This is a genomic window from Neobacillus sp. WH10 (genome assembly GCF_030123405.1).
Taxonomy (GTDB): Bacteria; Bacillota; Bacilli; order Bacillales; family Cytobacillaceae; genus Neobacillus.
This window is the reverse complement of the sequence record NZ_CP126110.1, coordinates 3,439,452-3,463,637: the sequence shown is the minus strand read 5'-3', so window position 1 is coordinate 3,463,637 and position 24,186 is coordinate 3,439,452. Positions and strand designations below refer to the sequence as shown.

Below are 24,186 nucleotides of genomic sequence, written 5' to 3'. Positions count from 1 at the left end.
GAGGGGGCGATAAGCTCCATTTTCCAGAGGGAGTAATCGAATGACACATCAATTTCAAAACATACCAATTGAATTAAAAAACACTCCTCATTGGATCTTATGGCGGAAAGAAACAAGGGATGGTAAGCCAACTAAGGTGCCTTATCAAATAACCGGGGAAATGGCCCAATCGAATAATAAGCGTACATGGTCCACTTTCCCTACAATAATAAAGTTCTTCGAACAAGGTGGATATGACGGTATAGGTTTTATGTTTTCCAAAGATGACCCGTTCGTAGGCATCGACATCGATCACTGTGTGGAAGAAGGTGCACTTACACAATTAGCTGAAGATGTGATTGAAATCGTACAAAGTTACACGGAGTACAGCCCCAGTTGTGAGGGCATCCATATCATTGCTAAGGGTAAACTGCCATTAAAGGGTCCGGGAACAGGACGTAAAAACCCTAGTATTGGGTTAGAGGTATATAGGCATGGCAGGTACTTCACCTTCACTGGTGATAGCTTAGGAAATGTCCCTGTGGAAGAAAGAACGGAATCCTTACGGGATTTATTTGATAAATACCTTAAGGAAAAGGAAATGCCGGCACCTAAAACCAAGGCAACCATTTCTGCCCACGAAGATATTAGCAGCCTACCAAACTCCGAGTTGTGGGAGAGAATGTTCAGCAGCAAGAGTGGTGGATCCATCAAGGACCTTTTCCAAGGAATGCTGATTAACGGTGATCACTCTTCCACAGATATGGCACTTTGTAATCATTTAGCCTTTTGGACATGTAAGGATCCAGCCAAAATGGATTCAATGTTTCGGGAATCATCCTTACTACGAGACAAATGGGATAAGCCGCATTCGTCCGACGGAAGGACATACGGCCAAATGACAATCGATATGGCTATCTTATCAACTCCTTCCACAATTGCTGACTATGAGCCACCAGAACAAGAAAAGCCATATGAGATTTATATTTCCGATGACCAGGGCATCGAGGACACTGAGGAGATTATTGATAAGCCGCCGGCTTTCCATTTAACCGAGTTGGGAAACGCCGAGAGAATAGTTTACTACCACGGCGAGGATATCAAGTATTGTAACGAACTCGAATGGTTGATTTGGAACGGTAAACGCTGGGAGGAAGATTGCAAGCGCATGATTGAAGCATTAACAGCAAAAACACTTCGGGGCCTGTATGCTGAAGCAAAAGCTGAAGAGGATAAATACAGAGCCAAATTATTAAATGATTGGGCTAAAAAATGCGAGAGAAGATCCATTCGAATAAATAGCATTATGGATGTTAAACCAATGGTATCTGTAAGGAAAAAAGACTTTGATTCCCATAAGTTTCTTTTTAATTGCAATAACGGAGTAATTGATTTGAAAACTGGAGAGCTGCTGCAGCATGAGCGTGATTTATTGCTAACTAAGATGTCGCCCATTAAATACGATTCGACTGTGGACTGTCCTAACTGGAAATCATTTCTGCGGAGTATTTTTTTAACGCCTGCCGGAAATCCGGACACTGAATTAATAGAATATCTGCAGAAAGCTATAGGCTATTCGCTGACGGGTATCACCAAAGAGCAGATCATGTTTTTCCTGTTTGGAAATGGCCGAAATGGTAAATCAACATTCATTAATGTCATTCAGGACCTGATGGGTGATTATGCTAAGCAAACCAATAGTGACACTTTTTTAAAGAAAAAAAACGACAGTGGAATCAATAATGATGTTGCCCGGCTAGACGGTGCCCGATTTGTTTCCGCAGTAGAGAGTGAAGAAGGACAGCAGCTGTCCGAAGCATTAGTTAAGCAAATAACCGGTGGAGAGAAGATGTCAGCGCGTTTTCTTCGACAAGAATACTTTGAGTTTACGCCTGAGTTTAAAGTGTTCTTCACAACAAACCATAAGCCCATCGTAAAGGGTGGAGACAAAGGGATCTGGCGCCGGATTAAATTAGTGCCATTTACAGTTACAATCCCGGACGAAAAAGTTGATCCTGATCTACCTGAAAAACTAAAAGCCGAAATGCCTGGCATTCTCAGTTGGGCTGTGGAAGGTTGCTTGAAGTGGCAGGCTGATGGGCTAGGCGAAGCTAAAGCCGTGATTAATGCGACAGAAGATTACCGGCAGGACATGGATATATTAGGTCCTTTCCTTGATGAGAACTGTACTATTCATCTGAATACCAAAATTGAAGCAAAAAGCCTGTATGAAAATTATACAAAATGGTGTAACCAAAACGGAGAATTGGAATTAAAGAATCGTATTTTTTATCGTCAACTGGAAGTAAGAGGATTTAAGAAAGAAAAAGGAGCAAAAAATAAAACTTTTTTTCACGGAATTACTTTAAATCAATTCGCAGGAGCTAATTTGTTTTCTACCGAGAATGTGGAAAAAGATAAGGTAACTCCTATAAATAGGAAGAAATTATGATTTGGGGTTACTAATGTGTTACTTATTGAAATTTTTGATAACCAATCTAAATATTGATATACCAACGTTTGTAGATAATGGGTTATCGAGGGTTACTGTATTTCTATATTCACCCCTTATGAAAATAAATAAATAAAAAAATATATAAATATATTATATAGGCTTTAATACGGAAATAGGTAACACTCAGTAACCCGCGAGGATAAAAAGAGAGTTAAACCATTGGTATTACTGGATTTGTAGTGGGTTACCTAGAAGATTCGCCGATAACCCTTTAGTAACCATTTTAAAATGAGGTGATAGATTTGCACCCTAAAAAAATAGTGGATGATTTCCAATTGATGGGCGCCTCATTAGTGCTGGATGGTGACGACTTGTACATAGACAATCCAGACAATATCTATCCAGAACTTGAGGAGCTTGCCAAACATTATAAATCACGTATTGTCACCTATCTAAAAGGTGGCTATTCAGACAAGGATCATAACGTGAAGCAAACGATTGATAAAGTATTGCTGTTTATGTCCGGTGTCCAGCAGGATATGAATCCTAAAATAGAAGATTGGTTAAATAACGATCCGAAAGCATTGGCTGGAGTTATGCAGCTGATTATCGATTTATCCCATAACGGTTGGGATGATTGTAAGAAACCTAATGCTAATTATGAAACACCGGAAACGGAAAAGATATCCGAAGAAATTTATGAACGGGCTATGAGTTATTTTAAGAGAGGAGTTACAAAAAGTGGATAATAAGAAATTTGAAAAATTAATGTACTTTTTAATTAAAGATGCTGCGAAATATAGCTTTGTTGAATTTTTAGATGAGAGTGGACTAACTGAGGAGGATTTTGAAGAAATCAAAAAATACTTACAAGAGACTTATGGAATAAAAATGTACTTGTAAGGAGCCCTAACATGAATACAATCCATTATAAATTTACAGACAAAGAATTAAAAACATTGCTTGATAGTTTAGTAATCATTGTGGATACCAGGGAGCAAAAGAACCAGCATATCCTAGAGTATTTCCGGAAAAAGAATGTTCCTTTCAAGCTTAGAACGATGAAAACAGGCGACTATTCAGCAATGATTCCAGCGAATACAGAACTTGGCTTAACCCGTGATTTATATTTTTCAGCTGCCATTGAAAGGAAAAATGGGATTGACGAACTTGTGGAAAGTATAAAAGACCGCAGCCGTTTTGAAAATGAGTTAATTAGGAGTACCAAGCATCCTTTCCGTATGATTGTGGAAGATCTCCAAGGATATGAAAAAATTCTTACTGGCAATTATAGGAGCAAGTATGAACCAAAGTCATTGCTGGGTAGTCTTAAAACTTTTGAAAATCGATACAACTTTACAACTGTCTTTCTTGATCCAAAAACATCAGGTAATTATATTCTGCATCATTTTTTGTACTTTGCTAGGGAGCAGTTAAAGGGTGGCATTAATTAGATTATTTTGTCGAATTTTGTCAAGATTAACCCAAATGAGCGAAGAAAAACCCTCAAATAAAAGGAGTCAATACTATGACATCAGTTAATTTAAATGTTTTATTTAAAAAGATGCAAAAGGATGATAAGAAAGAAGTTCTTATGTTCCATGTGCTCAGGGATGAATTACCGCACGCTGATGAGCTTTTAAAGATGCCGGGAACAATTCGTTGTCCTAACTGTGGATGAAAGCGAAATGGAACCAATAGGAGCCGAATTTGTATCAATCCAATGTGATGATAAGAAAACAGTTTTGAAGTTTAATATTAAACGAGATGCAAAGGGTAATGTAATCCAGCTTTATCCTCATGCGGCAGTAACGTTACTTTATTGCTTCAACCTTCTCAAATGTCGATTGATGAGTTTTATGAAGAGATGCATGAAAATCGAATACAGTGTCGACGGTGAAGGCAATGTATCAGTTCCAGAAGGTCAAATTTCCTTTGATGATAAAGAACCTGAGCATAAGCTCCAGAGGGTGAAATAACTAATTTGAGAATAAAAAAAACCAGGATTTCTCCTGGCTATGGTGTAAGTATTGGTAGATTTATTATATCATAGGGGGAGAATAGATGAATATGCAATTGTCTTTCTTTCCAGATGTAGATGAAAAACACGTTAGCTCAGTAGTCGTTAAAGAACTAAAAAAATACAAGGCCTTAAAAGTACGACAGCAAAACAAGAAAGAATTGACTGACAAAGGTATTGCTGGCGACATCTTTCCAAAGGTGATGGATAACGACTTAGAAAATGAGTTGAAAGTCATCCAAATGGAAAGAGCCCTTGATAATAGCTTGGATCACCTGGAAAGAAAAATTATCGAAATGAAGTACCTCAGCCCAGAAAGTCAGAATGATATTAATATATACATGGAGCTGGGGCTGCAGAAAACACCATATTACGAAAAAAAGAAAACAGCTATATTTATGATCGCCTCTTCGTTGGGAATAATTTAGAAAAACAAAAAAAGACCAAAATTATTTAGGTCTTTTTTTGTTTTCATGTAGAGTAAAACATTAGTTATTGATAATAAGCTTAGTCATTGCTATTGATAACCGTTCCTTTAATTCATCATAATCTTTGTATATTATTACAGTTTTTGATTGTAAATCAAAGGGTACTTCATTCAGGGATTTAGCGATCATAATTGTCGGTTTTCCCATAGCATGAGCTATACCCAGTTCATAGAATACATTTGGATTTCTTCCATCAAGATTTGCAATTATTAATCTAGAAGTAGCAATCATTTTAACTATTTGTGGAAATATCTCGTTAAAATCAACAAATTCGTCAGATCTTTGGCCCCTTAAACCAACACGATTACAAATTTGGCGAATCACTTCAAATGTTTCTTCCATTTCTTTGTGAAACGGAGTTAAGACAAACACAGCATCTTTAATAATATTTAGATCAGAAGGATTTAATCCAACGCTTTTTAAAAAGCTAGAATATTGGACATCTTTTTGATTAAAGTAATCATCAGAACTACTGATTCTAGGATCAGTAACTAAATAATTTGTATCCTTCCATCGTGTTGGATTAGCAATCATCTTATTATTTAAGGCATATATTTGCGATTCATAATATTCTCTCATCTTTTCAAGCTGAACTCTCTCAAGTTTATCTAGTTTCCTCTGTTTTGTACTTTGATAAAATAATAATAGGATTGTAACAATGGCCGTAGTGACAGTTAAAGCAGGTAATATAATATCAAGGAAAATGTTCAATCACTTCACCGCCTTTATGAGTGATAAAATAAATAAAATTAATGTTAATGTTAAAAGATATCCTATACCAGTTATTAGTATTGACTTTGTATTAATGCCATTTAAAGAAAAAAGCTCCTCCGATTTCCTCCAACATATTATTACGATAGTGGTTAAAAAAAGATAAACTATCAATAACAATACTCCACCTTGAGTGGTCTGAAAATAAGGTATAGCTAATTCTCTTGGATCAATAGTACTACCAGTCATATTATTAATGACTTCTATTGCTTTTTCCATCTGCTTATTGGTAATTAAGACTATATAGGTTGCTAAAAAAGCAATACAAGCAAATAAGATGTCAACTGGGAGCTCAATAGCTGCTAAAAAAAAGTTATTCCCATTACTTGGTCTTGCTATTGCATACTTTAAAACTGCTGCTAGAAATACAAATGCAATTGCCAAAACGAATTCATTCATAACATTCATCCTTATTAATACTATTATAATACTTTTATATTATGTTTCTAAAATATGTTATTTGCAACAACAATTTCTTTTTTTGGGGGCTAATCGAGGAAGAATACTATTTTTCTAATTAGAGTATTAGAAAAATCCTGATAACAGAAGAAGCCAAGGACAAAATCAAGATAAAAGGGCTACCAAAGTTGCTGCCTTTTTTTTCTTGCCATTTTTATAAGATTATCTCAGGAAGTAATTCCTGGGAGACGCATCTTTCCATTATCAAGGGTGTACTCGATCAGCTGATGGTGTTTACACCTTAGCAACGTTGTTTGCATAGGCTGAGGGCGAGGCAAGGAGGTAAAAGTACTCCATTAATTATTCTTATTAAGCTATTAGCATAATGAGGTGTTAGAAAGGATATTATATTTTTATGTCGAATTAGGATAATAATGCTGGAAAGGAGAGGGAAATGGAAGAAAATATTTTTGAAAAATATACGAAGAATAGTAAATACCGTGCCTATCGAAAGGAATTTGAAAAAGAAATTTCTAATAATAGTGATCGAGGAATTGTTTTAATATGTGGATCTATTATAGATAGTATGTTAAGTGAATTACTAAAGGCATTTTTAATTAAGTCAGATAGAATAGATAAGGAAGTTTTAAATAACAATGGTATTCTTGGTACTTTTGATTCAAAAATAAAAATTGCATACTATTTAGGTTTATTATCTATTGAAGAAAGACGAAATCTGGAACTACTTCAAAAGGTAAGAAATAAATTTGCGCACATAGCTCTAAACATTTCCTTTGAAGATAATGATGTATCAAATATTTGTTCAAATTTTAGGATTCCGAAAAATGGTTTCTTGCCCCAAGATATGCATTTTCAGGAACCCAGTGACGATTTACCAAAAGTAGATTTGAATCCATTGAAAAAAAATACACCAACAAAAGAAAAATTTATTATTGTGTTCAGATATTTATTTACCATTCTAGGTGATCGTATCGCCGTAAATAAAATTGAAAAAAGAAAAGAATTTAACGTGACCATAACTGCAGATGTCCTTATTGAAAATCAAATAAATGCATATAACAGACTTTTGCTTAGAAATGAAGAAGTAATAAAAACAATAGAAAAAGAATTAAATGATTCTTTAAAGCAAATAGATAAGCTTGAGATATTAAAAACAAGTTTTATAGAGAAAGAGGCTATGTCTGAAATTGAAAATACTGAAAAGTTATTGAAAAAAGCACAAAAAACCAAAGAAGCATATAACGAGATTCTTGAAGGAGCTATTAAAGATAATGAGTTGTTAAAGCAATTTGCTATTCATTATTTACCCAAACAAGAATATAGCTTGAAAGTAATTCAGAATTCGATGAAATGAGCATCCTTTTTAAAGGGTGCTTTTTATTTTACCTAAAGGAGCGATTGATCATGATAGTGGAAACAAGGAAAACTGCAGCTGGTACCGAGTATTGGGATAACAAAGAGAAAAAAGTTTTATTTGTTCCTGCAGGAATGGATCCTTACTTTGAAGTAACAGAAAATCCTAAGAGTATGATCATGGGTGTGGACTTAGCAAGTGGTCCAGATAAGACAGTCATTGACGGTGAATTAGTTGATGATGAGGATGTAATGAATTTCAGTAAGATGACAGTATCACAATTAAAGAAGTTTGCAGCTGAACACAACATTGATATTCCAGATGACATGAAGAAAAAGGATGACATCATATCATTCCTTACTGAAGAAACAGAATGAAGTACTGCGATTTCAATGGCTGCAGGAACAAGATAAAGCGTGGATTCTATTGTGATGAACATAAACGTTCTAGGCAATCTATTAAGAAAAAGCAATCTAAGAAAAGCATCTACCATAATAAGAACAAACCGTTCTATAATTCAAAGCCTTGGAGATTTATTCGAACTGAAATTTATCAAAGAGAAAAAGGATGCTGTCAAAAGTGTGGTCGCTTTGTCTTTGGTAAGGATGCACACGTGCATCATATTATTCCTATCAATGATGATCCAACACTCAAGCTTGAGGAGAATAATTTGAAACTTCTTTGTCCAAAATGCCATACCATTGAGGAAAATGAAGAAAAAAAAGAAAAAGTTTTTCCAAGTTATTTTAAAAAATAAAAAAATATTTTTTTAAAAATTTTTTCTAGCCCCCCCTCAAAAAATTTTTTTATTTTTTTCTCGGGAGACCGGTGGGAGGGAACCTAAACGTATCGTTAGACGAAATTTTAAAAAATAAAGGGGGGTGTGAATATTGGCCACAAAAAAAGAGCGTCAGAAAATTGTCGCTGAAAAAACCGAAGCTGAAAAGCAACGTATTTTAAAGATTATGAGGGATGCTGATATTTACACCCTCACTTTGGATCCATTAATAGAATCATATTTGGATATTTACGAGATTTACATGACCATGTTCATCCAGTGGAAGGAAAAGGGCTACCCAGCAACACAGCGACACACAAACAAAGCCGGTGCCACAAACAATTCAAAGCATCCATTGGCACAACAAGTTGAAACCTGGGCTGATAAGAAAACTAAGGCTCTTGATTTGTTGGGATTAACGAATAAAGCAAAGTCTGGAAAAATTGTTACTGGTGGCTCTTCTGTAAGGACAAATGAAGAAATGACAAAGCCCGAACAGGTCGTTGATGAATTGGCAGCACATCGAAAAAAGTGGCGGAATAGTACATGATTGAACGTGGTATTAATTACGCTGATATTTTTGCAAAGAAAGTAAGAAAGCATCCTAAGAAATATCCGGACACTATTAAGTTAATGGTGGACCGTTATTATAAATGGAAAAAGAGAAAAGATATATGGTTTGATGTTGATCGTGCCAATGAAATGATGGACTGGGTAGAAACTTTTGTCCGTCACACAAAAGGGAATCTTGCCGGCCAGCCGTTTATCCTGGAAGACTGGGAGAAATTTGCATACTCAAATATTTATGGCTGGGTGCATTATAACGAAGCTGGGAAAGTTGTTCGTGTTATTCGAGAATCTTATATTCAAATTCCTAAGAAAAATGGTAAAACATTACTTGCCGTTGGGGCTCTTGGTTATGCCATGTATGGTGAGGGAATTCTAAGCGCGGATTGTTATTGCTGTGCAAGTGATTTTAGCCAGGCGCAATATGCAGCTAAACCTTTCGCGGCGACAATTTTAAACCATGACGCTCTCATGAATGCTTCCCACATTTATAAAGGTCCAAAAGGCACAATATCTAGTGTGACATATGATTATATCCATAATGATTTAGCCTATCAGAATCAATTTATTGTAATGTCAAAGAACATTCAATCGATTGAGGGTTCTAATCCACACTTTGTTCTGAATGACGAGCTCCACGCCCAGGAGAACATGGACCAATACGATAACTTTAAATCAGCTCAAATCTCTCGGGATGAACCAATCATGTTTAACATCTCGACAGCTGGTAAAGGGTCATCTTCAGTGGGTATGAGGGTGTATCAGGAAGCGAAGCAAGTTCTGAAGAATGATGACAATGACTCAAGTTTCGTAATGATTTATGAGCCCAACAAAAATTATGATTGGACTGATCGTAAAGTTTGGGAAATGGTTAACCCGAATATTGGTGTTTCCGTAACCATGAGCGCGCTTGAAACGGAATTTATTACTGCAGCACGGTCAGCACACAAAAAAGCCGAGTTCCTTTCTAAACATTTGGACGTATTTGTTAATGGTGCAGAAAACTTCTTTGAACAGGACCAAGTGGCTCATGTTTTGGTTACGAGCGAAGAACTTGGCGACCTTACTGGGGAAACCTGTTATCTTGGGTTGGATTTATCTAAGACTACAGACTTAACTTGTGTGAGCCTGAATTTCCCTACACATAATGATGAAGGTCGTTCCATATTAAAAGTGAAGCAAATGTATTTTATCCCTAATGAGGACATCGAGCACCGAGAAAAAGAGGACAACGTGCCATATACTGATTTGGCTGAACGAGGATTTGTAACTTTTTGCGATGGAAAAATGATAGACCAGGATCAAGTCATGGAGTACATTGTGCAATGCATGGATTTATATGATGTGCAGCAAATAAACTATGACCCGGCCATGTCTCAAAAATTAATAGAGAAGCTAGAGAACCTTGGTCTTGAATGTATTGCGGTTAATCAGTATCCATCAGTAATGAATGCGATGGTTGATGACGCTGAAATAATTATTTATGAAAGACGATTGATTACAGACAATCCACTATTTGTTTACTGTGCACTGAATGTAGTAGTGGTTAAAAATATAAATGGCATGAAAGCCCCAAGTAAGCGACAGTCCAAGAAAAAGATCGATGGATTTGTTGCTTTTTTAGTTGCTCATAAAGAAACCATGATGGTTATGGATGATGTGAGTGAAGAAGGAATGGATGATTTAATTAGTGAGATTTATAGATAACATAATTCATACATTATATGGTAATCTATAACTAAAAAGAGGTAGATTCCCATGTTTAATAATCTTTCATTAAATCCATTGAATAACTTAAGTACATTAGAAATATTATCGAGGCTTGAACGTTATAAAAAAGTAGATTTAAAGCGAATTACTCATAAAGATTTATTTGATTTAACTTTGGAAACTTTACCTTGTTTAATGGTTATGCATAGAAATATAGGTGAAGGCACAAAATTGTACAGATTGCGGGGAAAAGATCCAGGTACTAGGTTTAGTAATATATCGGACGTGTGGTATCGTAAGGCGAAATTTGTAAAATCACGTCAAAGGCTTAACGATGTTGGAGAAGCAATGTTATATACTTCTTTAGATCAAGCAACGCCATTCTATGAGGTAAAAGCAAGTGAAGGTCAATCATTTGCACACATTGAGTATGAGGTAAAAAATGGTGAGTACATTCAAGCATCTTCAATAGGAATGAATGATAATGCACCTGATTTTGCAGATGAAAGGGGATTAAATGAACAAGGGAAAATCAATCAAAAGATTTTAGAACAATTTTTACACACTGAGTTTACAAAAGAAGTTGGTATAGGCACTGAGTACTTATACAGAATTTCTATTATGTTGGCAAAGAATTTCTATGATATACCAAATTGTGACGGATATATTTATCCATCGGTTGCGTTTAAGAACGGTCTAAATCTAGCGGTAAAACCCACTGCTGCGGATAATAAGTTGAAATTGAAAAAAGTTGAAAATTTAATAGTCAAGAAGATTTTTGAAGATGGACGTGTTGAGTTTCAAAGAGAAAGTGTTAGTTCTTTAATTGACCCGGAAGGGAATATTTATTATTAAAAAAATTGTACTTCTTATACAGGTGGAAAAAGGACTGATTTCAGTTCTTTTTTTATTTCATAGAAAGGCGGTGAGAATTTGGGATTACGTGATCGATTTTCAAACTTTTTATATAGGCAAATTGAAAAGCGCGGCTGGTTCGAAGATATCTTCAATAACACAGTCCGTTATGGCGGCCGCTATGTGAATGACGAGAATATTCTTGAGTCATCTGATGTTTATGAGCTGCTGCAGGATATTAGTAATCAGATGATGTTGGCTGACATTGTTGTGGAAGACAGTGAAGGAAATGAAATAAAAAATTATCCATCATTGAAGATATTAAAGAATCCTAATAATTATTTGACTGGTTCCGAGTTTATTAAGTTAATGACCAATACCTACTTGCTGCAGGGAGAAGTTTTCCCGGTACTTGATGGTGACCGGCTGCATCTTGCGGCCAATGTTTACACCGAAATCGATGATAGATTGATTGAGCATTACAAAATTGGTGGGGTAGAAATTCCTTCTTTTATGATCCGACACATAAAAAATATTGGGACGAATCATTTAAAAGGGGTTGGCATTTTACAGCTTGGCAAGAGCACGCTAGAAGGCGTTATGAGTGCCGAAAAAGTTCTAACGGACAAATACTCTAAAGGTGGATTAATGGCCTTCTTGCTCAAACTAGACGCACACATCAACCCACAAAATGCAGCACAATCAAAATTAATTAAAGCAATACTAGATCAACTTGAAGCAATAGACGAGTCACGATCAATCAAAATGATTCCACTGGGTAAAGGTTATAGCATCGATACAATGGAATCTCCACTCGATGACCAGAAGACTCTGGCATATTTAAATGTTTATAAAAAAGACTTGGGCAAATTCTTGGGAATTAATGTGGACACTTACACAGCTCTTACTAAGACTGATTTAGAAAAAGCAATGATGTATTTGCATAACAAAGCAGTTAAACCAATAATGAAAAACTTTGAAGACCATTTGAGTCTTCTTTTTTTCGGGAAAAATTCGGACAAGCGAATTAAATTTAAGATTAATATTCTTGATTTTGTGCCGTATAGCACGAAAACAAATATTGCTTACAACATGGTGCGTACCATGATTACTTCACCTGATGACTCAAGAGAAATGCTTGGATTCCAAAAGCTAAACACAGCTGAATCTAGTAAGTTGTATATCTCAAAAGATTTGATTGCTGGCGAAGATTTAAAGAATGCCACTGATGATTCCTTGAAGGGAGGTGATGGAAATGACAAAAAGGGAAATGAGGACATTTGACATCACCAAATTAAAGACTAGGGATGCAACAGAAGATAAGCCCTCGATGATAACTGGTTATGCTGCTATTTTTAATTCTAAGACAAGTATTGGTGATTGGTTTGAAGAAATTATTGAGCCTGGTGCTTTCGCTCGCTCTCTGTCCGAGAATGGCGATATAAGGGCATTGTTTAATCACAATTGGGATAATGTCCTCGGTAGAACTAAAAGCGGTACATTGCGGCTTGAAGAGGATGAAAGAGGATTAAAATTTGAAATCGAATTACCTAATACATCTGTTGGCCGTGATCTAGCAGAGAGCATGAGCAGGGGGGATATCAACCAATGTTCATTTGGCTTTTGGATTACCGAGGAAACTTGGGATTATTCAGTTGAACCTGCATTAAGGACCATTCATGAAGTTGAACTTTATGAAATTTCAGTGGTTTCTATTCCAGCTTACGATGATACCGAAGCATCTTTAGTCCGAAGTAAAGAGATTGATAAATCAGTAGAACAACGTATTAAAATACTTAAACAAATTAAAGGAGTGCTTGAAGCATGAACAAAAAACTTTTACTAGCTTTACAAAAACGTAACAACCAACGTTTAACTGAATTACGTGGCCAACTAGAAAGAAATGAAGTCCGAGCTGAAGACTTGGAAGCTGTTCAAACAGAAGTAACTGAGCTTGCTGATCAATTACAAGAGATTGCTGATACCTTAGCAAATATGGAAGGCGACGGCGAAGGGGAAGGCTCAGGTGAGGGTGAAGGAGATGGATCTGGTGACGGCGAGGGTCGTGACGGTGACCCAGAAGGTGGGGAAGGGGAAGGAGAAGAAGGGGACGGCCAACGTTCCAATGTAATTTCTGGAGAACAGAGATCAGCTATTATGAGTCAAATAGGGAAAGGACTTTCTACTCGTGGTGCAAAGTCTACCAAAAATAGAGAAAAAGAAATTCGTTCCGCCTTTGCTAATTTCGTTGTTGGGAAAATTTCAGAAGCAGAAGCACGATCTTTAGGTGTAGAAATTGGTAATGGATCTGTAACTATTCCGGAAGTCATTGCATCTGAAATCATTACTTACGCACAAGAAGAAAACTTATTACGTAAATATGGCTCTGTGCATAGAGAAAAAGGAAATGTGAAATACCCAGTATTAGTTAAAAAAGCAAATGCCAATGTACGTAAAAAAGAGCGTGGTGCCGGTGATGAAATTCCAGAAACAGAAATTGAATTTGATGAAATCCTTTTAGATCCATCAGAATTCGATGCTTTGGCTACTGTTACTAAAAAGTTACTAAAAATGACTGGTGCACCAATTGAAACGATTGTAATTGATGAATTGAAAAAAGCTTATGTACGTAAAGAAACAAATTATATGTTCAAAGGTAATGATGTAAGTAATGAAAACCCTGGTGCATTAGAGAAAAAAGCTGTTGCTTATTACGAGTCATCACCTATTGACATCACCGCAGCTGGATATTCTCAAAAACTTTATCAAGAACTCGTAAAATTAAAAGGACAACCAGTAACAGAGGTACTAAAGAAAGCAATGTGGATTATCAATCGTGCTGCTTTAACTGTCCTTGAAGGAATGACTGATACCACAGGTCGACCATTGCTTCATGAAGCAAAAGATGGTGTTGGTTACACATTGCTTGGTCATAAAGTAGATTTCACTGATTCTGCAGATGGTTCTGACCATACGAAACCAGTTTTCTACTTTGGCGATTTCAAAGCATTCCATATCCAAGATGTTATCGGTGCAATGGAATTACAAAAGCTTGTTGAAAAATATGCCGGCACAAATAAAATTGGTTTCCAAATTTATAACCTACTTGATGGTCAATTAGTTTACTCTCCATTTGAACCTGCCGTTTACCGTTATGAAGTTGGTAAAGTAAAGCCGGCCTAAGGGTGATGCTTTATGGACGAGCTTATTGAGAAATTAAAAAAACATATTAGGTGGGATGAGGGCATGGATGATTCCATGCTCCCTTTTTATTTGGAGCAAGGAAAGAATTATGTTAAAAAAGCTACTGGTAAAGAAGTTGAGTATTTGGTGATCATGTGTGCTGGAATCTTTTATGAATATCGTATATCCGAGAAAGAGTTAGGTGAGGCATTAGATGCCATGACACCGTTCTTTGTTCAGGAGGTGTTTAGTGATGCCGAGGATGGCCAACCAATTTAATCATCGGATTACTTTTCAGAGCTTTAGTGAAACCGAGAATGCATTAGGGGATATCGTGAAAAGTTGGGTGGATGTAAAAACTGCATGGGCAATGGTCAAAACGGTTCAAGGCAGAGAGTTTATTCAGGCTGCAGCAGTTCAAGCGGAAAGTACGGTCCGTTTTGTTATCCGGTACACAACAGGAATTAACAGTGATATGCGGATTATTTATAAAGGACGTATCTTTGAAATTACGGTACCACCTATTAATGATGATGAATTAAACAAGACTCTTACCATTATTGGAAAAGAGGTTGTTTAAATGGCTGACGGTACAAGATTTGAATCTAATTCTAAGGAAGTAAAGGCAGCCCTGGGGAAATTAGAGAAACAAGCATTGAGGGAAACAGCAAAATTCTTAAGAAAATTAATTAAGAAAACTGTTCCTGTTGATGAAGGGGTTCTAAAAAAGAATGTGGGATCTTGGGTTAAGGGAAAGGCAAATGAACAACCTGTGCTCCAGATTGGTATTTATGACCGAGCAAGAGCAAGGAAAAAAGGCTATCCATACGCCTACCATGCACACTTAGTCCAGTTTGGTACGAAAAGCATGCCTTCCACTGATTTTTTACGTGCCCCTGTACTTAATAATATCGATAAAATTCGCGATACCCAAGCTGAATTTTTAAGGCAAATTGAGGACATAAAGGCTAACGGATTACCGGAAGTAGAGGATGAGGAAGCCGATGATTGAAATTAGAAAAGTAATACAAGCCCATCTAAAGTCCATTCATCCTCGAGTCTTTTTTATGAAGGCCACTGAAACTGTTCAATATCCTTATATCGTGTATGAAATAAATATCACTTATATAGAAGATGATCAGCAAATGATAACTCTTGATGTGGACGGATGGGATAATAACGGGGATACTGCTCCTTTAGAATTATTAATGGATAGTATTTCAAAAACCTTAAATAAGAAAATCATAATAAATGATTACTTAGCAATGTTTATTAATTTGGACAGAAAATTTCCATTAGCTGATCCGGATCCACAGATTAACCGGAGGAAATATATTTTTACTGGAAGGTTATACGAAAGAGATATTCCTAAAACTATTAAATTTTCGAAAGGTAGTGATACTTAATGTCATTACAAACTACTGGCTATACAGCTAATTCACCTTTGCATTATTTACTTGATGCAGGGGCTATTTACAAAAACTTAGTTTATACAGAAGCTACAGGAGAGTTTACAGGTGATTTGTTAGGAGCAACAAGTGGAGGTAATGAGTTTGCTCTTACACAGGAAACGCGTGTCATCCCTGTGGACGGTATTAAAGGTCAAGGTAAAGGAAATGTAGTCATTGACTCTGAAACTCCTACTTTGACGGCAAATCTTAAGGAATTAACAGCAGCTAATATCGCGCTTGCTATTGCTGGATCCACTACAGATAAAACAGATACTAATTACGACATTATAACAACTAAAGGAAAAATTGAACTTACAGACTATCTTAAAAATATTGCCTTCGTTGGTCGCCTAAGCGGTTCAAGTAAACCGGTTGTTATTGTCATTGACAATGCAATTTCATTAGAGGGATTATCCCTAAAGACACAGGATAAAAATGAAGCGGTTATCCCGGTTAAATTTACAGGACATTATGATGAAAATAACGTGGAATCTGGTGCAGCTCCTTTTAAAATTTATTGGCCGAAAGTTGTGGTGAATCTATAATGCGCAGTCTCAAATTTCCTGATGTATTTGCTGTTATTCGTATTATTAAAAAAGCTGGTATTAGTAGACAAGTACGTGCCATTTTTGCCGAAACTTCTGAAGAAACTTCTCAAAAAGAAATAGGTGCGAAGTTTATATTCCTTTGCATTGAAAATTTAGGGGAAGCACAAGCAGAAATTACAGAATTTCTTGCTAGTATAAAAGAAGTTTCGAAGGAAGATATTGAGAATTTGACTCTTGAAGAAACTACGGAGTTAATCAAAGATTTTTTGAATCATCCTGGGCTAAAAAGTTTTTTGTCCAGTGTCTCTGCATTGATGAAATAGACATGTACGATACCCTTCTTCATCGGTATTCTGACATGTCTTTTATTATGTCATTATCTGCTGAGGAAGGGTTGGCTTTATACAAAAAAGCAACTGAGAAAGACATCGAGCACCAAGCTTGGGAGCAGTGGCTAGTTGCTTATGCAAGGATGACAAAAGAAACATTTATCTCATTCAGCGATTACTTAAAACAACTGAAACAGCCTACACAACCAACAGATAATCGTACAGATGATGAAATCATAAATGATGCAGAAAACATTTTAAAAAGTATGAAGCGTTCTGAATAAGAGCGCTTTTTTATTTGCCTTAAGAAGGGCGGTGAATTTGTGGAAATATTTAAGTTGTTCGGCTCTATTTTTGTGGACAATGAAGCTGCCAACCAAGCAATCGATGAGACTGATAAAAAAGGGGAAAAAGCATCAGGTACCTTCGGCAAAATGGGTGGTGCGGCTGCCGCATTAGGAGGAGTTATGGCCGGAGCTCTTGTTGCAGGAGCAGGAGCAGCAGTGGCAGGAATGGGTGCTTTGTTTGTGGCAGGAGATAATCTTCAAAAGTCTATGAACAAATTACAAGCTCAAACTGGAGCTACTGAAGAAGAAATGAAGGGGATGGAAGAATCCCTTAAAAATATATACAAGAATGGTTACGGTGAATCTTTTGAAGAGATAGCACAAACTATGGCTCTTGCTAAGAATACAACCGGCGCGATGGGTGAAGATTTGCAGTGGTTAGGCCAAGATGCTCTTATGCTACGTGATACATTCGAATATGATGTTTCCGAATCTTTACGATCATCCGATAAACTAATGAAACAGTTTGGCTTAACTGGCACAGATGCTATGGCTTTTATTGCAGAAGCATCCCAAAAAGGGCTAAATTATGCGGATGATTTACTTCCAACGATTGACGAATACAGCGTTTATTTTAAACAGGCCGGCATGGATGCATCAGATATGTTTGGAATGTTCGAGAATGCAAAAAAAGCTGGAGTTTTTAACCTCGATTATGCAGCGGATGCATTTAAGGAATTTGGAATTATCATGACGGAAAATAGCACCAGAGCATCTGACGCACTTGCTAGAATTGGTGTACAAAATGGTGCCGAATTACAAAAACAATTTGCCAAAGGCGGCGATAGTGCTAAGGAAGCTTTTAAAACGATCGCTTCGGCTGTGGGAGAAGTAAAAGATCCTTTGCTACAATCCCAGGTATTAGTTGAACTCTTTGGTACAAAAGCTGAAGATATGGGCGCAGCAGCTGTTGTTGCTATGGCACAAGCAAACGATAGTATTACAGGCAATACGGATGTGTTAAAAGAGATCAATGAGATAAAGTATGACTCATTTGGTGAAGCTCTACAAGGAATTGGTCGTAACTTAATGATGGGTGTTTTTGAGCCATTCCAAGAAAAAGTGATGCCAGTAATTAATGAGTTTGCAAACTGGATAGCTTCAAAAATGCCGGTAGCAGAACAAATCATGAATACAACTTTTAGCGCCATTTTTGATGCGGTATCGGTGGTTTTTTCGTTCTTTAAAGACAATATTCTTCCAATTCTTCAGGAATGGTTTACAAATGTACAAGGAAATTTTCCGATTGTACAAGGGATTTTCCAAACAGTTTTTAGTGCGATTTGGGCAGTAGCTCAAACAGTTTGGTTGTTTTTTCGCGATAACATTCTGCCGATTTTTGTCAGTTTGTATGAGTGGATAGCAGGAAATATGCCTATAATTCGTTCAACCGTAGAAGTAGTTTTTCGAAAAATAGTCGAAGTGGCTCAAATGGTTTGGTCGTTTTTCCAAAATAACATTTTGCCCATTCTTCAACGACTCTTTGAGTTTATACAATCAAAAATGCCTCAAATCCAAAGTATTGTAGAGTCAGTTTTTCGGATTATTGCTAGTGTAGTCAAAATTGTGTATGAGATTTTCGAGAATTTTCTGTTACCAGTACTAAAAGCTTTATGGGATTTTATAGTTGCTCCGGCTTTTTCAAAAATACAATCAATAATTGAGACTGTCTTTGGCGCGATTTTTGATGCAGTAGATGCTGTAGTTGGGGTATTTGAAGATGTGGCAAGAGCCATTGAAAAAGCTCTTGATTGGTTAACATTTTGGGATAAAAAAGAACCGAAGAAGAAAACCATTGAAGTTGAGGAGAAAAGAACTTCTTCTGGTAAAACTCCTAAATATGCAATTGGTACAAACTATCATCCTGGTGGTTATGCGATCGTTGGGGAAAAAGGGCCAGAATTAGTTGACCTTCCACAAGGGTCGAAAGTTCGCACTACAAACGAATCAAGGCAAATGTTAAATCAGCAAGAGATAAAGCAACCTGTCATTATTCAAATGGTTACTCCAGATAGAAGAGTATTAGCAGAAATGGTAGTTGATGATATCACACAAATGCAAGAATTTAATTTAGATCGTAAGAAAAAGTTCTAAGGAGGTGTTTTCATGTCAGGTATGACATTCAACGGAATAAGAAAACCTTATGTTACGGTGCTTCGGGGCAGAAAACGACCTTCTTGGGCGCCAATAAAAAGAAACATATTAACCATCCCTGGTATGGCAGGCGGTCTGTTAGAAAGTACAGACATTTTACCGCGTCCTGAGGATGTGCCTATCTTGATTAAAGGGAACGATATGGCAGACTTGCAAAAAATTAAAGAGGATTTAGCAGCTTGGTTAATCACTGATCAACCTGCTCCACTTATTTTTGATGACGAGCCAGACCGTATCTATAATGCAATGATTGACGGTTCTATTGATCTGGAGGAAATCATCTATTATGGGCAAGGTGTATTAAATTTTATTTGCCCAGACCCTTATAAGTACGGACCTGAAAAACAAGCAAATTTCCAAAGTTCCAGCACTGTAAACGTTTCTGGTTCAGCAAAAACTTTTCCAAATATCAAAGTAAACATCACCAAAGACACAACTTTTGTCGCGGTCAGCAATGGGGAAAAACTCAACTTGATAGGTAACCCTACAAAACAGGAAGAGACACCTTATAGCCCCGAGAGCACGGTATTAACCACAACAGGCAACAATCTGACAGGCTGGACAAATAGCTCAGCAACAAGTATCGAAGGATTTACACAGCTTGGTACTTTAAAGGCAAATGGAGACTTTTACACAGACGATTACGGCGTATTGACTCCAGGGTGGCACGGCCCAGCGATGAAAACGTCATTAGGCCAATCACTTCAAGATTTCCGGCTTGATGTGGGCTTTAACATGGCTAAGACAGGCAATAACCAAGCGGGCGGATTAGAGGTATCTCTGTTAAGTGCGAGCAGTACATGTGTGGCAAAGGTCGGCATGACAAAACATTATGGTGGCTTAGATCAGCTTTATGCAAAGGTAAGAGCCGGCACATCCTTAAACGGTTATGATGTTATTGCGGAAAACCAAGCCCGGTCACTAAACTCAATACAAGGTATTTTTAGAGTAATAAGAAAAGGTAACGTGTGGACAGCCCAGCTATTTTACTACTCTAATTACTCAAAATCTTATCAGCTAGGCTTTCAAAATTCGTGGATTGACAGCGAAAACAAAATTGGTGCAGCGGTTACTCAAGTACAAGTCGCTTTGATGCAAAGAGGAGAGTTTCCGGTAGTTAATCAGCGAGTATCAGATATAAATGTTTTCAAGATTAATAGTCCTATCGCTGGACAGGTGTCGATTATCGCAAAGGCTGGCGATGTGATAGAGTTTGATCACACGACTGATAATATCCTTAAAAACGGGATTCCTTTTTTAAAAGAAAAGGTATTTATCGGCGAGTATTTTTCGTTATCTCCCGGAGTAAATGCAATCTTAGCAGAACCAGCGGACAGTATATCAAGTACAGAAGTGAGGTGGCGTGACCGATGGCGTTAGTACACATTTTAGACAAGCAATCTGATACAATAATCGGTACACTAAACACTGAAAAAGGCGAGGTAACGGAACCTATCCGTACCTCCTCACTCGACAACCAAAACACCTTTGACATGACTGCCTTTAAAAAATTTGATTTGCTCACAAAAAGAAACCGTCTCTTAGTCCCTGACAGAGACGGTTTTTATCATGAGTACATTATTTTTTACGCCAATCAATACAAACGTAGTGAAAAGATTGTTAAAGCAGATGCTAGTTTTGTAGACCTGGCAAAAGCAAAGGTCATTGAACCGCAGACTTTGCAAGGTGCCACATCAAGAACAGCGACAGATTTTGCACTGTTAGGCACGGAGTTTCAAGCTGGTGACATAGAGTTTACGTTTATCCGTACTATCACGATTGAAAAACATACAGACCCTTACAGTCTATTAAAATTAATCGCATCTACATTTGAGCTAGAAATCCGTTTTCGGATTGAAATAAACGGTAACAAAGTCACTCGCTATGTGGATATGAAAAAGCAAATTGCGGGATTTGAAGGTAAAGAAACAAGATTTGGTAAGGATTTAATTGGGATAGAGCGAGAAGAGGATGCAAGTAAAATTGTTACTGCTCTGCTTGGAGTTGGACCTAAGCGAGAAGATGGCACACAATTAACCGTATTTGTGGAAGACAAAGATGCTTTGCAACGATGGGGCAGAAAAGAGGTTGATACAAACGGAAATATTATTAGCCTGCAGCATTTAATTGAACCATATGAGCCCGAGTCAAGCGATCAGGAAATGACGCTCGAACGACTGACAGCACTCACACAAGCTGAACTTAAGAAGCGCATTGATGCGATTGTATCTTATAAGTGTACAGCTGCAAGTCTTGAACACATATTCGGACACTCACACGAAAAAATCAGATTAGGGCAGACCCTAAGAATAAAAGATGATGGTTACAGTCCACCACTTTACCTCGAAGCTAGAATCCAAAAAGTGACCGAAAATATGGCTTTACAACAAGTCACGGACTTTGAGATTGGCAATTTTATTGAGTTTAGGAAAGAAGATTTAGAAAAACAGATTGCTAATCTTAAAAAAGTTATAAATGACAAAATATCGAGGATGATTACCTGCGAAATCGAGTCGGCGAACGGTAATGTTTTTAAAAACGATGATTATGCAGAATCGCTTTTGACAGGTAAAGTGTTTATCGCGGGACAGGAAACGGATTTAGATGGATCAAGATTTACGTATCGATGGATATGGATCGACAAAAATGGCAACGAGATTGCTAACTGGATCGGAGAAAAATCGTATAACATCGAGGCGTCCGAAGTAGATGAAAAGCTAGTTATCGTGCTTGAAATTGAGAGTGACGGCAAATTTATAGTTAGAAATCGATTAACGATTACCAAAATATATGACGGCCAGTCATTATACACTTGGGTAAAATATGCAAATGACATCAACGGTGCTGGTATCAGCGATGATCCGACCGGTAAAGGATATATCGGCTTTGCTTACAATAAGCAGTCGCCTATCGAAAGTACTATCCCAACAGATTACACCTGGAATGCCGTCGAAGGCTCACAAGGGGTACCAGGTACGTCCTATTACACTTGGCTTAAATACGCAGATACTCCTACAACAGGCATGAGCGATAGCCCTACTAATAAAAAGTATATGGGCTTGGCCCATAACAAAACGACTCCAACAGAGTCTACTAATTATGTAGACTATCAATGGAGTTTGGTAAAAGGCGATAAAGGAGACCAAGGAATACAAGGTGCAAAAGGAGACCAAGGAGTACCAGGTATCCAAGGACCTCCTGGAACAGATGGTAACACCACTTACACCTGGGTAAAATATGCTGATGACAGTGTAGGTAATGGCATGAGTGACTTGCCCGACAATAAAAAGTACATCGGGCTTGCATACAACAAATTAACCCCTGTTGAATCAACAAATAAAGAGGATTATAGCTGGTCACTTTTTATGGGTCCACAAGGGGTTGAAGGACCAAAAGGTAAGGACGGCCAGCAATATTACACCTGGATAAAGTATGCAGATACTCCTACTACAGGTATGAGTGATGATCCAAGTGGCAAAAAGTACATGGGGATTGCTTATAACAAGACGACCTCAGTTGAGTCTACCAATTTTGGGGATTACAGCTGGTCATTGATTAAAGGTGACAAGGGAGATACCGGTGCACAAGGTCCTCAAGGAGTACAAGGACCTAAAGGAGCGGACGGAGTCCAGTATTATACGTGGTTGAAATACGCTGATACCCCAACAACTGGAATGAGCGATGACCCAACCAACAAGGCTTATATTGGATTGGCTTATAACAAAACGACACCGACTGAATCTAGTAACTTCGGAGATTATACATGGTCTTTAATCAAGGGAGCAAAAGGCGACACAGGTGTGCAAGGCCCTAAAGGTACCGATGGGCAGACTACTTACACATGGATCAAGTATGGCACATCCGCATCGGGTGCCAATATGAGTGACGATCCTACAGGCAAAACTTATATTGGTTTGGCTTACAATAAAACAACCCCAACGGAAAGTACTATTGCAAGTGATTATACATGGAGTCTTATCCAAGGTGCTCAGGGTCCGAAAGGTGACACTGGTTCACAAGGCCCTCAAGGTCCAGCTGGTAAAGATGGCATTGCTCATATGGGTCCAACTGCTCCAAGCAATCCAGCAACTAATGCCACATGGTTTAAAACAGATACAAGTAGCAAGATAATAGGAATTTATAAATGGTCAGGTAGCGCATGGATTGAGACTAAAATGTTAGCTGATGTTTTTAGCGTAGCTAAACTAAGTGCTCTGGCAGCTGATTTAGGAAATATCATTGCCGGTACTCTTAACCTTGCAGGCGGGAAATTTATAGTCGACGACACGGGTGTTAGCCTAAAACAAGGGGCAATTAGAATAGAACGTCCAGACGGCTTTGTCACAGTAGACAACGGAGTAATTAAACGCGGATTCACTGTACAACCGGCTTATCCTGCATTTAGGACTGTTGGAATAGTAGAAGAGGGCATGTGGTTAACCACATTATCTAATAGCCGATACAACAATATCCAAATGTATACTTTTAAGCATGAAAGCCGATACCTGGTTGCACGTGTAGGCCTGAAAACAGCAAGCACAAACTATGCCCATATCTATTTTGACCTAGATACCTCCGATGGAAATGATGGATCATCAGCTACTATGATTGGGGATGCCGTCATGACAGGTGGATATAACTATTGGATCACAGAAATCACAATGGATTTAGGTGTGCCAACAGGAGATTTGAGAGTGGTCTATGTCCGTTTGACCACGTCCAACACAAGCATGAAAGCCTACGGACGTATCCTAAACATAAGACTGGAGGGATGACC

General features: G+C 37.5%; 26 protein-coding genes and 1 pseudogene. 25 read left to right on the top strand and 2 right to left on the bottom strand.

The features are described 5' to 3' along the window. Positions 1 to 40: 40 nt before the first annotated feature. The 6 genes and pseudogenes from QNH20_RS16535 to QNH20_RS16510 all read left to right on the top strand — a co-directional run bounded on the left by QNH20_RS16535 (position 41) and on the right by QNH20_RS16510 (position 4,882). The gene (locus QNH20_RS16535) at positions 41 to 2,431 is read left to right on the top strand and encodes a phage/plasmid primase, P4 family (RefSeq protein ID WP_283919076.1); all 2,391 of its coding nucleotides are present in this window, start codon (positions 41 to 43) and stop codon (positions 2,429 to 2,431) included. A gap of 305 nt (positions 2,432 to 2,736) precedes the next feature. Next, positions 2,737 to 3,183, top strand: coding sequence for a hypothetical protein (locus QNH20_RS16530; RefSeq protein WP_283919075.1), 447 nt, complete (start codon positions 2,737 to 2,739; stop codon positions 3,181 to 3,183). Continuing rightward, the gene (locus QNH20_RS16525) at positions 3,176 to 3,337 is read left to right on the top strand and encodes a hypothetical protein (RefSeq protein ID WP_283919074.1); all 162 of its coding nucleotides are present in this window, start codon (positions 3,176 to 3,178) and stop codon (positions 3,335 to 3,337) included. The genes QNH20_RS16530 and QNH20_RS16525 overlap by 8 nt, the downstream gene beginning before the upstream one ends. Positions 3,338 to 3,348: 11 nt before the next feature. Further along, positions 3,349 to 3,888 (top strand): ERCC4 domain-containing protein, encoded by a 540-nt coding sequence (locus QNH20_RS16520; protein ID WP_283919073.1) that lies wholly within the window; start codon positions 3,349 to 3,351, stop codon positions 3,886 to 3,888. A gap of 74 nt (positions 3,889 to 3,962) precedes the next feature. Next, positions 3,963 to 4,413, top strand: a pseudogene (locus QNH20_RS16515) (hypothetical protein). Positions 4,414 to 4,498: 85 nt separating this feature from the next. Next, positions 4,499 to 4,882, top strand: a complete 384-nt coding sequence (locus QNH20_RS16510; RefSeq protein ID WP_283919072.1) for an ArpU family phage packaging/lysis transcriptional regulator — start codon at positions 4,499 to 4,501, stop codon at positions 4,880 to 4,882. Positions 4,883 to 4,942: 60 nt separating this feature from the next. On the opposite strand, the gene QNH20_RS16505 is transcribed toward QNH20_RS16510, so the two are convergent. Together QNH20_RS16505 and QNH20_RS16500 are read right to left on the bottom strand one after the other, a co-directional pair. Next, on the bottom strand, positions 4,943 to 5,653 hold the full coding sequence (locus QNH20_RS16505; protein ID WP_283919071.1) for a TIR domain-containing protein: 711 nt from the start codon (positions 5,651 to 5,653) through the stop codon (positions 4,943 to 4,945). Further along, positions 5,654 to 6,112, bottom strand: coding sequence for a hypothetical protein (locus QNH20_RS16500; protein WP_283919070.1), 459 nt, complete (start codon positions 6,110 to 6,112; stop codon positions 5,654 to 5,656). It abuts the gene before it with no gap. Positions 6,113 to 6,566: 454 nt separating this feature from the next. Between QNH20_RS16500 and QNH20_RS16495 the strand changes: the two genes are divergently transcribed. The 19 genes from QNH20_RS16495 (at position 6,567) to QNH20_RS16405 (ending at position 24,184) form a co-directional block, all read left to right on the top strand. Then, entirely contained in the window at positions 6,567 to 7,487 is a 921-nt protein-coding gene (locus tag QNH20_RS16495) for an MltR family transcriptional regulator (protein ID WP_283919069.1), read from the top strand. A 50-nt stretch (positions 7,488 to 7,537) separates the two neighbouring features. After that, positions 7,538 to 7,864 carry a hypothetical protein gene (locus QNH20_RS16490; protein WP_283919068.1) on the top strand — a complete coding sequence of 109 codons (327 nt, stop codon included), beginning with the start codon at positions 7,538 to 7,540 and terminating at the stop codon, positions 7,862 to 7,864. After that, on the top strand, positions 7,861 to 8,244 hold the full coding sequence (locus tag QNH20_RS16485) for an HNH endonuclease (RefSeq protein WP_283919067.1): 384 nt from the start codon (positions 7,861 to 7,863) through the stop codon (positions 8,242 to 8,244). The genes QNH20_RS16490 and QNH20_RS16485 overlap by 4 nt, the downstream gene beginning before the upstream one ends. A 133-nt stretch (positions 8,245 to 8,377) precedes the next feature. Next, the gene (locus QNH20_RS16480; RefSeq protein ID WP_283919066.1) at positions 8,378 to 8,815 is read left to right on the top strand and encodes a P27 family phage terminase small subunit; all 438 of its coding nucleotides are present in this window, start codon (positions 8,378 to 8,380) and stop codon (positions 8,813 to 8,815) included. Next, a complete protein-coding gene (locus QNH20_RS16475; RefSeq protein ID WP_283919065.1) occupies positions 8,812 to 10,539 on the top strand; it encodes a terminase large subunit in 1,728 nt (575 codons plus the stop codon). The genes QNH20_RS16480 and QNH20_RS16475 overlap by 4 nt, the downstream gene beginning before the upstream one ends. Positions 10,540 to 10,590: 51 nt before the next feature. Continuing rightward, positions 10,591 to 11,397, top strand: coding sequence for a hypothetical protein (locus QNH20_RS16470; protein WP_283919064.1), 807 nt, complete (start codon positions 10,591 to 10,593; stop codon positions 11,395 to 11,397). Positions 11,398 to 11,475: 78 nt separating this feature from the next. Then, positions 11,476 to 12,681, top strand: a complete 1,206-nt coding sequence (locus QNH20_RS16465; RefSeq protein WP_283919063.1) for a phage portal protein — start codon at positions 11,476 to 11,478, stop codon at positions 12,679 to 12,681. Further along, positions 12,653 to 13,225, top strand: a complete 573-nt coding sequence (locus tag QNH20_RS16460; protein ID WP_349632682.1) for an HK97 family phage prohead protease — start codon at positions 12,653 to 12,655, stop codon at positions 13,223 to 13,225. Before QNH20_RS16465 ends, QNH20_RS16460 begins: the two co-directional genes overlap by 29 nt. Then, positions 13,222 to 14,580, top strand: a complete 1,359-nt coding sequence (locus tag QNH20_RS16455; protein WP_283919061.1) for a phage major capsid protein — start codon at positions 13,222 to 13,224, stop codon at positions 14,578 to 14,580. The genes QNH20_RS16460 and QNH20_RS16455 overlap by 4 nt, the downstream gene beginning before the upstream one ends. A gap of 12 nt (positions 14,581 to 14,592) precedes the next feature. Further along, the gene (locus QNH20_RS16450) at positions 14,593 to 14,859 is read left to right on the top strand and encodes a head-tail connector protein (protein ID WP_283919060.1); all 267 of its coding nucleotides are present in this window, start codon (positions 14,593 to 14,595) and stop codon (positions 14,857 to 14,859) included. Continuing rightward, positions 14,834 to 15,160, top strand: coding sequence for a phage head closure protein (locus QNH20_RS16445; RefSeq protein WP_283923434.1), 327 nt, complete (start codon positions 14,834 to 14,836; stop codon positions 15,158 to 15,160). The genes QNH20_RS16450 and QNH20_RS16445 overlap by 26 nt, the downstream gene beginning before the upstream one ends. Next, positions 15,161 to 15,592 (top strand): HK97 gp10 family phage protein, encoded by a 432-nt coding sequence (locus tag QNH20_RS16440; RefSeq protein ID WP_283919059.1) that lies wholly within the window; start codon positions 15,161 to 15,163, stop codon positions 15,590 to 15,592. After that, positions 15,585 to 15,986 carry a hypothetical protein gene (locus QNH20_RS16435; protein ID WP_283919058.1) on the top strand — a complete coding sequence of 134 codons (402 nt, stop codon included), beginning with the start codon at positions 15,585 to 15,587 and terminating at the stop codon, positions 15,984 to 15,986. Before QNH20_RS16440 ends, QNH20_RS16435 begins: the two co-directional genes overlap by 8 nt. Then, positions 15,986 to 16,576: a hypothetical protein gene (locus tag QNH20_RS16430; protein WP_283919057.1), complete on the top strand. Its 591-nt coding sequence runs from the start codon at positions 15,986 to 15,988 to the stop codon at positions 16,574 to 16,576. The genes QNH20_RS16435 and QNH20_RS16430 overlap by 1 nt, the downstream gene beginning before the upstream one ends. After that, complete coding sequence (locus tag QNH20_RS16425; protein WP_283919056.1) at positions 16,576 to 16,902, top strand: hypothetical protein; 327 nt, start codon at positions 16,576 to 16,578, stop codon at positions 16,900 to 16,902. The genes QNH20_RS16430 and QNH20_RS16425 overlap by 1 nt, the downstream gene beginning before the upstream one ends. A 2-nt stretch (positions 16,903 to 16,904) precedes the next feature. Then, positions 16,905 to 17,192: a hypothetical protein gene (locus QNH20_RS16420; protein ID WP_283919055.1), complete on the top strand. Its 288-nt coding sequence runs from the start codon at positions 16,905 to 16,907 to the stop codon at positions 17,190 to 17,192. Positions 17,193 to 17,231: 39 nt separating this feature from the next. Next, complete coding sequence (locus tag QNH20_RS16415) at positions 17,232 to 19,349, top strand: phage tail tape measure protein (protein ID WP_283919054.1); 2,118 nt, start codon at positions 17,232 to 17,234, stop codon at positions 19,347 to 19,349. A gap of 12 nt (positions 19,350 to 19,361) precedes the next feature. After that, positions 19,362 to 20,789: a distal tail protein Dit gene (locus QNH20_RS16410; RefSeq protein WP_283919053.1), complete on the top strand. Its 1,428-nt coding sequence runs from the start codon at positions 19,362 to 19,364 to the stop codon at positions 20,787 to 20,789. Next, a complete protein-coding gene (locus tag QNH20_RS16405) occupies positions 20,780 to 24,184 on the top strand; it encodes a phage tail spike protein (protein ID WP_283919052.1) in 3,405 nt (1,134 codons plus the stop codon). The genes QNH20_RS16410 and QNH20_RS16405 overlap by 10 nt, the downstream gene beginning before the upstream one ends. Positions 24,185 to 24,186: the final 2 nt, after the last annotated feature.